Below are 14609 nucleotides of genomic sequence, written 5' to 3' on the forward strand. Positions count from 1 at the left end.
CCCGCCCCGCGTCTCATTCGACCTTGAAGTTGGATTCCCTGACGATGCGCTTCCAGCGCTCGTTGTCGGACTCGATCAGCCGCGCGAACTCCTCGGGCGTGCCCCGGCGCGGCACATAGCTGTAGCTGCGCAGCTTGGCCAGCACGTCGGGCATCTGCATGACCTTGTCCATCTGCTGCGCGAGCTGGGCCACGATGTCGCGGGGCGTGCCCTTTGGCGCCAGCAGGCCCGACCAGGAGCTGAAGCCCATGCCGTCCACGCCGGCCTCCTTGATGGTGGGCACCTGGGGAAAGACTTCGGCGCGCTGGGGCAGCAGCACGGCCAGGGCCTTGACCTTGCCCGTGCGGATCATCTCCACCGAGGTGAAGGAGTCGAACGAGAAATCCACCTCGCCCGCCACCACGGCCTGCATCTGCGGCGCCGTGCCCTTGTACTGGGCGTTGACGATGCCCGGCGCGCCAATCACCTTCTTGAACTGCTCGGTGATCAGCGAAATCATGCTGCTGCCCGAGGACACGCTCAGCGGCTTGCCCTGTTTGGCCATGTCAACCAGCTCCTGCAGGCTGTTCACGGGCAGGTCCTTGCGCGCAATGAGGACGAAGCCCACGTCGCACAGATGGCTGATGGGCTCGAAGCTGGCCAGCGCCTCGTAGCTGGTCTTGTAGAGCACCGGGCTCAGGGTCTGCGCGCCCGCCGTGTTCATCAGCAGGGTGTAGCCGTCGGGCGTGGCGCGCGCGGCCAGTTCCGTGCCGATGACGCCGTTGGCACCGCCCTTGTTGTCCACCACGAAGGACTGGCCGGTCAGCTCCCCGAGCTTTTGCATGGCCAGCCGCGCCACCACGTCGGTGGTGCCACCGGCGGGAAAGGGCACGATCACGCGCACGGACTTGTCGGGATAGGCAGCGGCCGCGCGCGCGTGCTGCGGCAGCCCCCAGGCGGCGGCCGCTGCCGCGCCGGCGGCCAGGAATTGGCGGCGAGATGTCTCCTGCATGGCTTGTCTCCTTGTGTTGCTCTATCCCGGATGGGTGGCCGGCCCATGATGGGCAACGGACCTATCGCCTGTCCAATACCAAGCGCCTATGCAACGATATCTTTTGCCAATCGTCCTGCAGCAGGCCACAGGCGATCTCTCTGGACGGCCCGCTACCATCGCAGCCTGCAGCCGGGGGAACCAAAGACCATGCCCCTGGCTCCCACAGTCCGCCATGCCGCACCAACCACCTCTTCGCCACACTGCCCCCCAGCACCTCGCCTTCTGGCTCCTCGCCTTTTTCCTTGCCGCCGCCAGCCTGCTTGCCACCCCTGCCGGCGCGCAGCTGCGCCTGAAGACCGGCAGCGGGGCGGCCGCGGCCGTGGACACGCCACGCGTGCGGGCCGAGCTCGTGGCCCAGGCACCCGAAGGCGTTCAGCCCGGCCAGACGCTGTGGCTGGGCCTGCTGATCACCCACCAGCCCGAATGGCATACCTATTGGAAGAACGCCGGTGACTCCGGCCTGGCCACCGAGCTGAACTGGCAGCTGCCTGCAGGCCTGACGGCTGGCGAGATCCAGTGGCCCGTGCCCGAGGCGCTGCGCGTGGGCCCGCTGCTCAACTACGGCTATGAAGGCCAGGTGCTGCTGCCCGTGCCCGTGCAGGTGGCCGCCGACTTCAAGCCGCCCGCGTCCGGCATGCTGGACCTGCGCCTGCATGCGAACTGGCTGGTCTGCCGCGTGGAGTGCATTCCCGAGGAAGGCGATTTCCAGCTGCAGCTGCCCGTGCAGGGCAGCACGGCAGGCCAGGGTCAGGCCTTCACCCAGGCCTGGGCGCTCAAGCCCCAGGCACTGTCTGCGCCAGCCCAGGCCAAGGTGGTGCCGGCCAGCCAGCCTGCCGCACAAGGCAGGACGCCCGACGAGCGCGTGCAGCTGCGCATCGAGGGCCTGCCGGAATCCCTGCAGGGCCGCACGCTGGACTTCTATCCCGAATCTTCCGACACCTTCCACCACGCGGCAGAACTGGGCAAGGACTGGCAGCAGCGCTGGGATGGTGCGGCCTGGGTGGCCGAGCTGCCCCTGTCCGACATGCGCGGCGACACTCCGGCCAAACTTCCCGTGGTTCTGGCCCTGCCACCCGCCGAGCGCGCCGCAGCGCTGGAGCAGGGCCAGCCCGTGGCCTGGCGCGCCGAGGCCCCGGTCGAGGGCCGCTGGACGGCCGCCGCCATGGCCAGCGTTTCCCCCGCACTGGCCGCCGCCCTGGCGGCCAACCAGGCCGCTGCGCCTGCTGCCAGCGCCACCAGCCTGTGGATGGCCCTGCTCGGTGGCCTGGTGGGTGGACTGATCCTGAACCTCATGCCCTGCGTCTTCCCGGTGCTGGCCATCAAGATCCTGGGCTTTGCACGCCATGGACAGGACCGCCGCGCCCAGCGCCTGGGCGGGCTGGCCTATACGGCCGGCGTGGTGCTGTCCTTCCTGGCCCTGGGCGGACTGCTGCTGGCCCTGCGCGCGGCGGGCGAGCAGCTGGGCTGGGGCTTTCAGCTGCAGTCGCCGGCCATCGTGGCCCTGCTGGCAGCCCTGTTCACGCTGCTGGGGCTGAACCTGGCAGGCCTGTTCGAGTTCGGCTCCATGCTGCCCGGCCGCTGGGCTGCGGCCCATGCGCGCCATCCGGTGGCCGATGCCTTTCTGTCCGGCGTGCTGGCCGTGGCCATTGCCTCGCCCTGCACGGCGCCGTTCATGGGCGCCTCGCTGGGCTTTGCCATCGACATGCCGGCCCTGCAGGCGCTGACGGTGTTCGCCGCCCTGGGCCTGGGCATGGCCCTGCCCTATCTGCTGGCCAGCTTCGTCCCCGCCGTGGTGCGCTGGCTGCCGCGCCCGGGTGCCTGGATGGATACCTTCCGCCGCGCCATGGCCTTCCCCATGTTCGCCACCGTGGTCTGGCTGGTCTGGGTGCTGGGGCACCAGAGCGGCATCGACGCCGCCACCGCGCTGCTGGCCCTGCTGCTGGCCTTCAGCGCCCTGGTCTGGACGCTGACGCTCAAGGGCCGCACGCGGGCCGTGCTGGCCACGCTGGCCGTGGTGCTGGCAGGCGCGCTGCTGGCCACCACCGCGCCCCTGATCACCACGCCTGCCCAGGCGGAGGGCACGGGCATGGCGTCCGCTGCAGGCGAGCGCTGGCAGCCCTGGTCGGCCGCCCGCGTGGCCGAGCTGCAGGCGGCGGGCAAGCCCGTGTTCGTGGACTACACGGCCGCCTGGTGCGTGACCTGCCAGGTCAACAAGCGCACCACGCTCAACCATGAGGAGGTGCTGGACGCCTTCGACAAGCACGGCGTGACCCTGCTGCGCGCCGACTGGACGCGGCGCGACCCGGCCATCACCGCCGCGCTGCAGCAACTGGGCCGCAGCGGCGTGCCCGTCTATGTGCTGCATGCGCCGGGCAAGCCCCCGGTGGTGCTCAGCGAGCTGCTATCGAAGAACGAAGTACTTGGGGCGTTGGCCGCGCTTTGACGGCACGCCCTCCTGGGAAAAACCCCGATTTTGGGTAGGTCCCAGGCCTACATTTGTTGCAGCGCACGCCGTCCTAGACTGGATGCATCCGGGGAATACCGCAATCCGAACGCTAGGCGCCGCGGCTGCCGCCCGACTCCGGAGACCCGCCCGCGCGGCAACTGCCCGCCCTGCACGACACAGGAGGTGGGCCATGCATGCACTGATCACCCATTCGCACCCTTCGGGTGTGCACCATCGTTCACGCGGCAAGGGATTGCTGCTGGCGCTGGGACTGGCCAGCCTGGCTGTGGCGGGGATCGTCCTGCCCTTTGTGTGGGATCTGCTGGGCTTCGTCAACGGATTGCCCAAGATGGAGTGGCTGCAGTCCATCCTGGCGGTCTCGCCGGTGTTCAGCTGGCTGATGATGTTCGCCTGGGGCCTGGCCGTTCCCGTGGCGCTGATCTATGCGCTCTACCACCCGCAGACCCATCCCTGGGCCAACGCCGCCATGGTGGCGGGCGCCATGCTGGTGGCCATCACCTGGTACGTGCACATGCCGGCCGCATCGCAATGCACGGCCATGTATCCGCAGACCGGCATGGCCTGCTCGGTGCTGCAATGGGGCTTCAGCATGAGCCTGGGCGTGGCTACGGCGGCCTATGTGTTCCTGGTCTTCATGATTGCGCTGTCCTCGCTGGGGCTGCTGGCCGAATGCGTCTCGCGCAATGAGCCGCCCAGGCCCTGAATCCGCAGGGTCTTGCGCAAGAGTCCCGGCAGCCGATTTTTTGCCGCCGGGCCGCCCCAAGGCAAAAAGCGGCCCCCTCGGGGGGCAGCGGACCTTGCGCAGCAAAGGGAGTGGGGGCTTCTTTTATAATGGCGGCTGGGTGTCCAGACCGCATGGGGCGGCAGGACAGGTGTTTTCAGCGCAGGTCGGGCCGCCTGCGCACCGGGGCCGCAAGGCCCCTTTGCTGCTTTGCACATGAACACCTACACGACCCCGCGGCCGTCCGGCCCGCGCACGCCCCTTTTCCTGTCTTTCGCCGATCGCGTCGGCGCCTTCCTGTCCCGCTGGTCCCATGCCGAGGCCGCGGGCGGCATCGTGCTGCTGCTGGCAGCGGCCGCCGCCCTGCTCTGGGCGAACTCCGGCTGGGCCGGCTCCTACGAGGCGCTGTGGCACACGCCGCTGAGCGTGGGCCTGGGCCCGTGGCAGCTGTCGCAATCCCTGCATTTCTGGGTCAATGATGCGCTGATGAGCGTGTTCTTTCTCGTGGTCGGCATGGAGATACGCCGCGAGATGCATTCCGGCGCACTGGCCCGGCCGCGCCAGGCGCTGCTGCCCGTGATGGCCGCGCTGGGCGGCGTTGTGGCGCCGGCCCTGATCTTCCTGGCCTTCAACGCCGCGCCGCCGCTGCGCAATGGCTGGGCCGTGCCCACGGCCACCGACATCGCCTTTGCCATGGGCGTGCTGGCCCTGCTGGGCCGGGGCCTGCCGCCCGCGCTGCGCGTGTTCCTGCTGGCGCTGGCCATCATCGACGACCTGGTGGCCGTGCTCATCATTGCGCTGTTCTATTCGGGCGGGCTGCAATGGAGCCAGCTGCTGGTGGCCGCCGCCGGCCTGGCCGGCGTGTTCCTGCTGCAGTCGCTGGGCGTGCGCCGCGCCTGGGCCTATGTGCTGCCGGGAGCCGTGCTCTGGTGGGGCATCTGGCAGACCGGCGCCCATCCGACGCTGGCAGGCGTGATGCTGGGCCTGGTGACGCCCGTGCATGCGCTGGCCGGCCGCGAAAGCGCCGCGCCCGTGGAGCGCGTGCAGGCGGACCTGCATCCCTGGGTGGCCTTTGGCGTGATGCCGCTGTTTGCGCTGGCCAATGCCGGCGTGCCGCTGCAGGGGGCGGGCACCGCTGGCATCGATGCGGCGGGCACCTCGGCCGTGATGTGGGGCGTGGCCCTGGCCCTGGTGCTGGGCAAGCCGCTGGGCGTGCTGATCAGCTGCTGGCTGGCCGTGCGCCTGCGGCTGTGCGCGCTGCCGCCAGGCATGGGCTGGGGCGACACGCTGCTGGCAGGCCTGCTGGCAGGCATTGGCTTCACCATGGCCATCTTCATCGCCACGCTGGCCTTTGACAGCGAGGCCCTGCTCAATGCCGCCAAGCTGGGCGTGCTGTTGGCCTCGGCCACGGCCGCCGTGCTGGGGCTGGGCTGGGGGATGGTGCTGCGCCGGCGCCATGCTGCGGACGCGACAGCCCTGCCCGCCTGAACGGCAGGCGCTGCGTACACTGCGGCGCATGAGCGATACAGCAACAGACTCCCGCCTGCGCGACATCCTCGTGCAGTGCCGCACCCTGGCCGTGGTCGGCCTGTCGCCGCAGCCCGAGCGGCCCAGCCACCAGGCCTCGCAGTACATGCAGCGCCATGGCTACCGCATCGTTCCCGTCAACCCCGTGGTGGCGCGCGAGAGCGGCCTCATCCTGGGCGAGCCCGCGCATGCCAGCCTGGCCGACGCTGCGGCCGCGCTGGCCGCAAAGGGCCTGCGCATCGACATGGTCGATTGCTTCCGAAAGAGCGAGGACATCCCGCCGCTGGCCGCCGAGGCCGTTGCCGTCGGCGCGCGCTGCCTGTGGCTGCAATTGGGCGTGGTCAACGACAAGGCCCTGGAACTGGCCCGCGCTGCGGGCCTGTGGACCGTGCAGGACCGCTGCGTGAAGATCGAACACCAGCGCCTTCTGGCCGATGCCCCGCCCACTGCCCGGTAACTCAGGAATTGCCCATGAAAAAAGCCGCAGCCCCGAAGAGGCTGCGGCCTGCAATTGGCGTGGACCAAGGCCCGGTCAGTCCGGTGCAGGTTACCTGCCTCCGTCCGGGTGTCTGCTTCAGCCCACATCCAGCATCATGCACGGTCTTTGTGACAGCCCTGTGATGCACATCACGGTCCGGCCCATTGCACAAGAAGCCGGCTCCGCCCTCTCTTTCCGAAAATTCCCAATTTCCCCAAAACGCTGCGACGGCCTCAGCCGCGCCGCGTGAACAGGCGCAGGTAGCGCGAAGGCAGGTCCTGCATGCGCATCATGATGGGCAGGTCGGCCGTGTTGAAGTCGCTGTCCCAGGCCGGTGCGCCCAGCACCTTGGCGCCCGTACGCAGATAGCCCTGGATCAGCGCGGGCGGCTCCACGCTCATGCCGCTGGTGCTGACGGATGCCAGCTCCTCGGGCAGGGCCACGCGGGGACGCACCTGCAGCTCGGGCTCGGCCAGATGGGTCTGGCGCAGTTGCTGCCAGACGCGCGCCGGGCCCTCGCCATGGGCCAGCCCCGGGTACTGCATGGGGATGCTGGCGCAGCCGACCATGGCGTCGAGCCGGTTGCGCTGCATGAATTCGGCCAGCGCGCCCCACAGCGCCAGGATCACGCCGCCCTGGCGGTGCGATGCGTGCACGCAGCTGCGGCCCAGCTCCACCATGCGCGGGCGCCAGGCGGCGAGCGGGCCCAGGTCGAATTCCTGGTCGGAGTACAGGCCCCCGGCGCGCAGCGCCTGGGTGGGCGTGAGCAGGCGGTAGGTGCCGATGACCACGCCCTTGTCGGCATCGCAGACCATCAGGTGCTCGCAGAAATCGTCGAAGGCGTCGATGTCGTGCCCGGCCAGCGGGGTCTGCAGCACGGCGCCCATCTCGGCGGCGAACACCGCGTGGCGCAGGCGCTGCACCTGGCGCACCTCGTCGAGATGGCGGGCCCAGCGCACATCCAGCCGCAGCGGTTTGTCCGCGGCCTGGGGTGGCTGGAGAAGCGCGGAAAGCGGGGGCTTGGCGATCTCGATCGCCGCGTTGCGAAGGGTGTCCAGAACGTCCATATGCCCGCCTTCCTCGTCATGTTGGACGCAGTCGGTGACCTGCCTGTGCCACTCGGTTTGCCTGCGTGCCGCCATTGTGGAAAGCGGCCATGAAAGTCCCGCGACGGTTGCGTTACAGCAACATGTCACACCGCACTGCAATGGTGCACTGCAGCAAATGCCTCTATGACAGGTGTTGCGTGCAAGTTGGTGCACGCCACCACAGGGTTGGCATGTCGTCAAAAATGAAACAAATTGTGCGTTAATGACAGGGCCGCATGCCCGGCCATTGCGGCTTGCGGAGTCCTCAGTCTTCCCTTGCCGCGCCATGCTCCAGACCCTTCGCTCCAAGATCCTTGCCATCAGCACAGCCACCGTGGTCGGCGCCCTTGCCATCACGGGGGCTGCCACGTACCACATCGTTCGCGGCAGCACTTTCCAGACCATTGAACAGGACCTGGACGCCATCACCGCCGGCAACACCATGGCCATCGACCAGTGGGTGGCCTCCAAGGCACGCGCCGTCAGCGCCGCCGCCGCCGTGATCGAGCACGGCGACCCGCAGGGCTTTGCCGCCCACATGGGCCAGGCCAGCGGCTTTCCCATCACCACGGTGGGCTGGGAAGACAAGACCTACAAGTCCACCACCAGCACTCCGCCCGACTACGACCCCACGGCCCGCCCCTGGTACAAGAGCGCCGTACAGGCCGGCAAGCTGGCCCTGACCAAGCCCTATGGCGACTCCACCACGGGCGTGCCCTATGTGGCCTTCGTGGCGCCCATGCTGCGCGGCGGCGCGCTGCAGGGCGTGATCAGCGGCGCCGTGCCGCTGGAGGGCGTGCGCGAGGTGGTCTCCGCCATCCGCCCCACGCCCGGCAGCCTGGGCTTCGTGGTCAGCCGTGACGGCCAGGTGCTGGCGCATGCCGATGCCAAGCTGCTGCTCAAGCCCACGTCCGACATCTCCGAGCTGCTGACGCCGGCCGCGCTGACCGCGCTGGCCAGCGCCACGGCGCCGCTGGAAGTGAACCTGGGCGGCAGCGCCAAGCTGCTCAAGGCCCGCCCGGTGCAAGGCACGGACTGGCTGCTGGTGGTCGCGCTGGACAAGGCCGAGGCCACGACCGGCCTGCAAAGCGTGCTCAAGACGCTGGCCATCGCCATCGTGCTGCTGGCCTGCCTGGCCACGGCCGTGGCGGCGGCGCTGACGGCCCAGTCCTTCCGACGCCTGTCCCAGGTGCGCGACGCCATGGACAAGATCGGCTCGGGCGGCGGCGACCTGACGCAGCGCCTGCCGGTGTCGGGCAATGACGAAGTGGCGCAGATCGCCTCGTCCTTCAACGGCTTCGTCGAGCAGATCGGCACCGTGCTCAAGGATGTGCGCAACGGCGTGGAGTCCATGAAGACCGCCACCGACGAGATCAAGCTGGGCAACTTGGACCTGTCCAACCGCACCGAATCCTCGGCCAGCAGCCTGCAGGAGACCTCGGCCTCGCTGTCGCAGCTGACGGCCAATGTGCGCCAGTCGGCCGAGGCGGCCGCCATGGCCACGCGCCTGGCGCAGTCGGCCAGCAGCTCGGCCACCAAGGGTGGCGACGTGGTGGGCAGCGCCGTGAGCACCATGGACGACATCTCCCGGGCGTCGTCCAAGATCGGCGAGATCATCGGCGTCATCGACGCCATCGCCTTCCAGACCAACATCCTGGCGCTCAATGCCGCCGTCGAGGCCGCCCGCGCCGGTGAGCAGGGCCGGGGCTTTGCCGTGGTGGCCTCGGAGGTGCGCAGCCTGGCCCACCGCAGCGCGGCGGCCGCCAAGGAGATCAAGACCCTGATCGACGCCTCCGGCGCCAGCGTGGCCATGGGCACGGAGCGCGTGCGCGCGGCCGGCCAGACCATGGGCGAGATCGTGGACGGCATCCAGCGCGTCTCCCAGATCATTGTCGAGATCAACGGCGCCATGACCGAGCAGAGCGTGGGCATCGGCCAGATCAACCAGGCCGTGGCCGACATGGACCGCGCCACGCAGCAGAACGCCGCGCTGGTGGAGGAGTCCACCGCCGCATCGTCCGTGCTCAACGAGCAGGCCCACCACCTGTCGCGCACGGTGGCCGGCTTCACGCTGGAAGGGCGTGCGCCTGCCCGGGATCAGCTGCTGCTCACCAACTGAGCCGCCGCAAGCGACGGGCTCAGGCCTGGGCCGGCGCTCCCAGGCGCTGGGACAGGCTGCGCGCCTGGGCCTGCAGCAGCCGGGCCGGCCGGCCCTGGGGATCCAGGTCCAGCGTGGCCGAGGGGCCGATGGCGGCAATGGCCAGCACCAACTGGCCAAAGCCGTCGAACACCGGCACGGCCAGCGCGCTCACGCCTGACAGCAGCTGGTTCTCGACCCGGCTCAGGCGGCTGGCGCGGATGGCGGCCAACTCCTTTGCAAAGGCGGGCTCTTCCAGGCTGTGGCCTTCCGCGTCCAGCAGGGGCGCAATGCGCCCGGGCTCGCCAAAGGCCGCAAAGATCTTGCCCGTGGCCGTGTGGCGCAGCGATGCGGGCGTGCCGTGGCGCATGGCCACATAGACATGGGTGGGCCCCTCTTCCACGCGGATGATGGTCGGCCCCTGGCCGCTCCACATGGCAATCGACACCGTGCTGCCCACCTCCTGCGCCAGCGCGGGCAGCTCGGCGATCGCCAGGCGCACGGGATCGGCCTGCTGCAGGCTGATCAGCCCCATCTGTATGGCCAGCGGCCCCAGGCCGTAGTGGCCGCTGGCACGGTCCTGCTCCATCAGGCCCAGTTTGCAAAAGCTCACCAGGTAGGGGTGGGCCTTGGCCGCCGTCATCTCGGCCTCGCGCGCCAGATCCTTGAGCGCCATGCGCCGGCCCGTGCGTGCCAGTGCCTTGAGCAACTGGCCGCCGACTTCCACGCTCTGGATGCCGCGCGGGCCGCGCGCGGGCTCGTCATCGCTGCTGTCAGGAAGGAAGACGGGGCTGTTCGGGGAAGAGGCGGCATCGGACATGGCAGGCATTGTGAGGGCTGGAACCCGGAGTTTGCGGCTCCGAGGGTTTTTCACTATGCCAAACGAATTGTTCAATGTTGAATTTTTCCCTAGCATTCAGGCATTCGATAAAAACAAATGCGTTTGTCCATTTCAAAAGCAGGATACCCATGACCACCAAGACCTTTGCCTCCGCCGCCGACCTCGAAATCAAGCAGGTCAGCTTCGACAAGCTCTCCGAGCACGCCTACGCCTACACGGCCGAGGGCGACCCCAACACCGGCATCATCATTGGCGACGACGCCGTGATGGTGATCGACACCCAGGCCACGCCCGTCATGGCCCAGGACGTGATCCGCCGCATCCGCGAGGTCACGGACAAGCCCATCAAGTACGTCACGCTGTCGCACTACCACGCGGTGCGCGTGCTGGGCGCCTCAGCCTTCTTCGCGGAAGGCGCCGAGCACATCATTGCCAGCCAGGACACCTACGACCTCATCGTGGAGCGCGGCGAGCAGGACAAGGCCAGCGAGATCGGCCGCTTCCCGCGCCTGTTCCAGAACGTGGAAAGCGTGCCCGATGGCATGACCTGGCCCACCCTGACCTTCACCGGCAAGATGACGCTGTGGCTGGGCAAGCTCGAGGTGCAGATCCTGCAGCTGGGCCGCGGCCACACCAAGGGCGACACCGTGGTCTGGCTGCCCCAGGACAAGGTGCTGTTCAGCGGCGACCTGGTGGAGTTCGGCGCCACGCCCTATGCGGGCGATGCCTACTTCCAGGACTGGCCGCACACGCTGGACGCCATCGCCGCCCTGCAGCCCGAAAAGCTCGTGCCCGGCCGGGGCGCCGCGCTGCAGACGCCGGCCGAGGTGCAGGCCGGCCTGGCCGGCACGCGCGACTTCATCAGCGACCTGTGGACCGAGGTCAAGGCCGGCGCCGACGCCCAGCAGGACCTGCGCAAGGTCTACGAGGCCGCCTTCGCCAAGCTGCAGCCCAAGTACGGCCAGTGGGTGATCTTCAACCACTGCATGCCCTTCGATGTGACCCGCGCCTACGACGAGGCCTCGGGCCATGCCGACCCGCGCATCTGGACCGCCGAGCGCGACCGCCAGATGTGGGAAGCGCTCGAAGGCTGAACCACGGCGGCGTGCCGGTCCTGAGCACCGGCACGCCTGCCCATCGCACCCGCCCGCGCACCGGCATTCCCTGATGCCGGCGGGGATGGCTGCGCCTTTTCTCTCTCATACGCCCACGACAGAGGACGAACCCCATGTCCCACCCCGCCATCTCCCTGCAAGCGCTGCGCGGCAGCGGCGCAGACATACAGGCCATCCACATCCCCTACGAGCGCCATGCCGACCAGGACGCCGGTGCGGACACGCCCGCCCGGCATCCCGTGGTCATCGTCGGCGCCGGCCCCGTGGGCCTGTCGCTGGCCATCGACCTGGCCCAGCGCGGCCAGCGCGTAGTGCTGCTGGACAACGACTGCCGGCTGTCCACGGGCTCGCGCGCCATCTGCTTTTCCAAGCGCACGCTGGAGATCTGGGACCGCCTGGGCGTGGGCCAGGCGATGGTGGACAAGGGCGTGTCCTGGAACCTGGGCAAGGTCTTCTTCAAGGACCAGCCGCTGTACCGCTTCGACCTGCTGCCCGAGGACGGCCACGAGCGCCCGGCCTTCATCAACCTGCAGCAGTACTACGCCGAGGCCTATCTGGTCGAGCGAGCCCTGCAGCTGCCGCTGATCGACCTGCGCTGGCACAGCAAGGTCACGGCGCTCGAGCCGCAGGCCGAGGGCGCGCTGCTGACCGTGGAGACGCCCGACGGCAGCTACCGCATCGATGCGCAATGGGTCCTGGCCTGCGACGGCTCGCGCTCGCCGCTGCGCGGCCTGCTGGGCCAGGAAAGCCATGGCCGCATCTTCCGCGACCGCTTCCTGATCGCCGACGTGAAGATGCATGCCGAATTCCCCACCGAGCGCTGGTTCTGGTTCGACCCGCCCTTCCACCCGGGCCAGAGCGTGCTGCTGCACCGCCAGCCCGACGATGTCTGGCGCATCGACTTCCAGCTGGGCTGGGACGCCGATCCCGAGGAAGAGAAAAAGCCCGAGAACATCATTCCCCGCATCCGCGCCCTGCTGGGCAAGGACGCGCCCTTCGAGCTGGAATGGGCCAGCGTCTACACCTTCGCCTGTCTGCGCATGGACCGCTTCGTCCATGGCCGCGTGGTCTTCGCGGGCGACAGCGCCCACGGCGTCTCGCCGTTTGGCGCACGCGGCGCCAACAGCGGCGTGCAGGATGCCGAGAACCTGGCCTGGAAGCTGGACCGCGTGCTGCGCGGCCAGGCCGATGCCTCGCTGATCGCCACCTATGGCGCCGAGCGCGAATACGCGGCCGACGAGAACATCCGCAACTCCACGCGCGCTACCGACTTCATCACGCCCAAGAGCGAGATCAGCCGCCTGTTCCGCGACGCCGTGCTGGACCTGGCGCGCGACCATGAATTCGCGCGCCGCATCGTCAACAGCGGGCGGCTGTCCGTGCCGGCCACGCTGCATGGCTCGGCGCTCAACACGCCCGACACCGACACCTTCGACGGAACGCAGCTGCCCGGCGCCGTGCTGGCCGATGCGCCCATGCGCCGGCCCGGCGTGGACGGCACGGCCTGGCTGCTGCGCGCCCTGGGCCCGGACTTCACGCTGCTGCACTTCGGCCCCACGCCGGCCTGGGCGCAGGCGCTGCCCGGCGTGCTCAACCTGTCCATCGCGACAGAGGGCGAGGCCCATGCACCAGACGCCGACCTCATCGATGCGCGCGGCCTGGCGGCCAGACGCCTGGATGCGCGCCCCGGCACCAGCTACCTGCTGCGGCCCGACCAGCATGTCTGCGCGCGCTGGCGCCGCCCCGACGAGGCCGGCGTGCGCGCCGCTCTCCAAAGAGCCTGCGGCGCCGCCGCCACGGCCTGAACCTCTTACGCCCCATCCAAAGGAGACCGCCATGCTGCTGTCCACCCACCCCAACCTGCAGGCCTGCGACGATTTCTACGAAGCCCTGATCGCCACCCACCAGGGGCTCGATACCGCGCAAAGCCATGCCCTCAATGCCCGCCTCGTGCTGCTGCTGGCCAACCACATCGGCCACCAGGGCACCTTGCTGCATGCGCTCGAACTGGCCCGCGCCAGCGCAGGACTTGCGCCTGCCGGCGCGGACCCGGCCGAGCGCGGCGCCGTGACACCGGTCGCCCCGGTGCACGCGGCCGCCTGAAGCCGCGCGCCGCCGCCCGTGCGGCGGCCTGCCATCCCCACAAAGGCGCCCGCCTCACACCTTGGACATCTCACAAGGGCGCCGCATACAACATGGAGACAAGGATGCAACGCAAGCAGTTTCTGGCCGCACTGGCCTGCTCGGGCCTGGCCCTGGCCGCAGGGCCTGCCGCCCTGGCACAGGACAAGCCCCTGGAATGGGTCGTGGGCTATGCGGCCGGCGGCGGCTCGGACGTGGTCGCCCGCGTCATCGCCGAGGCCATGGGCCGCAACATGGAGCGGGTCATCGTCATCAATAACAAGCCCGGCGCAGGCACCAACATCGCGGCCGAGTACAGCGCCCGCTCGCGCGACCACGGCAACCTCATGTTCACGGCCGACTTCGCCACGCTGGCGGCCAACCCCTTCCTGTTCAGCAAGCTCAACTACAACGCCGAGCGCGACTTCAAGCCCGTGGGCATGCTGGTGCGCTTTCCCATGCTGCTGGTGGTCAACAACGAGGTGCCCGCCACCAACCTCGCCGAATTCCTGGCCTGGGCCAAACAGCAAAAGACCGGCGTGAGCTGGGGCTCGGCCGGCCTGGGCAGCCCCCACCACCTGGTGGGCGAGCTGTTCCGGGAGCAGGCGGGCCTCACCAACATGACCCATGTGCCCTACCGCGGAGCGGCCCCTGCCGTGCAGGACGTGGTCGGCGGCCAGATCCCTGCCATGTGGGCCGACAGCGCCACCATCATTCCCTTCCTGAGCGAGAAAAAGCTCAAGGCCATCGGCGTGGCCAGCCCCGCCCGCGTGGACGTGCTGCCCCAGATCGCCACGCTGCAGGAGCAGGGTCTGAAAGGTTTCGAGGGCTATGCCTGGCAGGGCATCGTCGTGCCCACGGGCAGCTCGGCCGAGGTGGTCAAGAAGTTCAGCCAGTCGCTGCAGCAGGCCCTGGCCGACACCCGCACCAAGGCACGCCTGGCCGCCATGGGCGTGGAGCCCATGCCCGGCAGCGCCGAGCAGATGGGCCAGTTCGTGCGCGCCGAGCGCAGCAAGTGGGGCCGGGTGATCTCGGCCAACAACATCAAGCTGGATTGAGCGCCACGCTGCAGACGCAAAAA

General features: G+C 69.2%; 12 protein-coding genes. 9 read left to right on the plus strand and 3 right to left on the minus strand.

From position 1 onward, the window contains the following. Window positions 1–13: 13 nt before the first annotated feature. Complete coding sequence (locus ACF8ME_RS10365; RefSeq protein WP_016449278.1) at window positions 14–991, minus strand: tripartite tricarboxylate transporter substrate binding protein; 978 nt, start codon at window positions 989–991, stop codon at window positions 14–16. A 214-nt stretch (window positions 992–1205) separates the two neighbouring features. Here ACF8ME_RS10365 and ACF8ME_RS10370 point away from each other — a divergent pair, with 214 nt between their 5' ends. The 4 genes from ACF8ME_RS10370 to ACF8ME_RS10385 all read left to right on the plus strand — a co-directional run bounded on the left by ACF8ME_RS10370 (window position 1206) and on the right by ACF8ME_RS10385 (window position 6205). Continuing rightward, complete coding sequence (locus ACF8ME_RS10370) at window positions 1206–3476, plus strand: protein-disulfide reductase DsbD family protein (protein WP_392416320.1); 2271 nt, start codon at window positions 1206–1208, stop codon at window positions 3474–3476. A gap of 193 nt (window positions 3477–3669) precedes the next feature. Further along, window positions 3670–4203 (plus strand): hypothetical protein, encoded by a 534-nt coding sequence (locus ACF8ME_RS10375; protein WP_016449276.1) that lies wholly within the window; start codon window positions 3670–3672, stop codon window positions 4201–4203. 234 nt (window positions 4204–4437) lie between these two features. Then, the gene (nhaA, locus tag ACF8ME_RS10380) at window positions 4438–5709 is read left to right on the plus strand and encodes a Na+/H+ antiporter NhaA (RefSeq protein WP_392416321.1); all 1272 of its coding nucleotides are present in this window, start codon (window positions 4438–4440) and stop codon (window positions 5707–5709) included. Between the two features lie 28 nt (window positions 5710–5737). Beyond that, window positions 5738–6205, plus strand: a complete 468-nt coding sequence (locus ACF8ME_RS10385; RefSeq protein ID WP_392416323.1) for a CoA-binding protein — start codon at window positions 5738–5740, stop codon at window positions 6203–6205. Between the two features lie 254 nt (window positions 6206–6459). Here ACF8ME_RS10385 and ACF8ME_RS10390 read toward each other — a convergent pair whose 3' ends face one another. Then, on the minus strand, window positions 6460–7293 hold the full coding sequence (locus ACF8ME_RS10390) for a GNAT family N-acetyltransferase (protein WP_026062563.1): 834 nt from the start codon (window positions 7291–7293) through the stop codon (window positions 6460–6462). Window positions 7294–7600: 307 nt separating this feature from the next. Here ACF8ME_RS10390 and ACF8ME_RS10395 point away from each other — a divergent pair, with 307 nt between their 5' ends. Next, window positions 7601–9433 carry a methyl-accepting chemotaxis protein gene (locus ACF8ME_RS10395; RefSeq protein ID WP_043790849.1) on the plus strand — a complete coding sequence of 611 codons (1833 nt, stop codon included), beginning with the start codon at window positions 7601–7603 and terminating at the stop codon, window positions 9431–9433. A gap of 19 nt (window positions 9434–9452) precedes the next feature. Here ACF8ME_RS10395 and ACF8ME_RS10400 read toward each other — a convergent pair whose 3' ends face one another. Then, window positions 9453–10271 carry an IclR family transcriptional regulator gene (locus tag ACF8ME_RS10400; protein WP_016449271.1) on the minus strand — a complete coding sequence of 273 codons (819 nt, stop codon included), beginning with the start codon at window positions 10269–10271 and terminating at the stop codon, window positions 9453–9455. 149 nt (window positions 10272–10420) lie between these two features. Between ACF8ME_RS10400 and ACF8ME_RS10405 the strand changes: the two genes are divergently transcribed. From ACF8ME_RS10405 to ACF8ME_RS10420, 4 genes are all read left to right on the plus strand, one after another. Continuing rightward, window positions 10421–11386, plus strand: coding sequence for an MBL fold metallo-hydrolase (locus ACF8ME_RS10405; protein ID WP_392416325.1), 966 nt, complete (start codon window positions 10421–10423; stop codon window positions 11384–11386). 134 nt (window positions 11387–11520) lie between these two features. Continuing rightward, a complete protein-coding gene (locus ACF8ME_RS10410) occupies window positions 11521–13212 on the plus strand; it encodes an FAD-dependent oxidoreductase (protein ID WP_034368449.1) in 1692 nt (563 codons plus the stop codon). 31 nt (window positions 13213–13243) lie between these two features. Then, window positions 13244–13510: a DUF2783 domain-containing protein gene (locus ACF8ME_RS10415; protein ID WP_013800326.1), complete on the plus strand. Its 267-nt coding sequence runs from the start codon at window positions 13244–13246 to the stop codon at window positions 13508–13510. Window positions 13511–13614: 104 nt separating this feature from the next. Beyond that, window positions 13615–14586, plus strand: a complete 972-nt coding sequence (locus ACF8ME_RS10420) for a Bug family tripartite tricarboxylate transporter substrate binding protein (protein WP_392416327.1) — start codon at window positions 13615–13617, stop codon at window positions 14584–14586. Window positions 14587–14609 lie beyond the last annotated feature (23 nt).

The organism is Delftia sp. WSY_7 (assembly GCF_043104845.1).
Classification (GTDB): Bacteria; Pseudomonadota; Gammaproteobacteria; order Burkholderiales; family Burkholderiaceae_C; genus Comamonas; species Comamonas tsuruhatensis.

Excerpts from the sequence above, each read along its gene's own strand:
- ACF8ME_RS10375 (WP_016449276.1), top strand. The coding sequence starts at position 3,670 with ATGCATGCACTGATCACCCATTCGCACCCTTCGGGTGTGCACCATCGT.
- ACF8ME_RS10400 (WP_016449271.1), bottom strand. The coding sequence starts at position 10,271 with ATGTCCGATGCCGCCTCTTCCCCGAACAGCCCCGTCTTCCTTCCTGAC.
- ACF8ME_RS10410 (WP_034368449.1), top strand. The coding sequence starts at position 11,521 with ATGTCCCACCCCGCCATCTCCCTGCAAGCGCTGCGCGGCAGCGGCGCA.
- ACF8ME_RS10370 (WP_392416320.1), top strand. The coding sequence starts at position 1,206 with ATGCCGCACCAACCACCTCTTCGCCACACTGCCCCCCAGCACCTCGCC.
- nhaA (WP_392416321.1), top strand. The coding sequence starts at position 4,438 with ATGAACACCTACACGACCCCGCGGCCGTCCGGCCCGCGCACGCCCCTT.
- ACF8ME_RS10395 (WP_043790849.1), top strand. The coding sequence starts at position 7,601 with ATGCTCCAGACCCTTCGCTCCAAGATCCTTGCCATCAGCACAGCCACC.
- ACF8ME_RS10415 (WP_013800326.1), top strand. The coding sequence starts at position 13,244 with ATGCTGCTGTCCACCCACCCCAACCTGCAGGCCTGCGACGATTTCTAC.
- ACF8ME_RS10420 (WP_392416327.1), top strand. The coding sequence starts at position 13,615 with ATGCAACGCAAGCAGTTTCTGGCCGCACTGGCCTGCTCGGGCCTGGCC.
- ACF8ME_RS10405 (WP_392416325.1), top strand. The coding sequence starts at position 10,421 with ATGACCACCAAGACCTTTGCCTCCGCCGCCGACCTCGAAATCAAGCAG.
- ACF8ME_RS10365 (WP_016449278.1), bottom strand. The coding sequence starts at position 991 with ATGCAGGAGACATCTCGCCGCCAATTCCTGGCCGCCGGCGCGGCAGCG.
- ACF8ME_RS10390 (WP_026062563.1), bottom strand. The coding sequence starts at position 7,293 with ATGGACGTTCTGGACACCCTTCGCAACGCGGCGATCGAGATCGCCAAG.
- ACF8ME_RS10385 (WP_392416323.1), top strand. The coding sequence starts at position 5,738 with ATGAGCGATACAGCAACAGACTCCCGCCTGCGCGACATCCTCGTGCAG.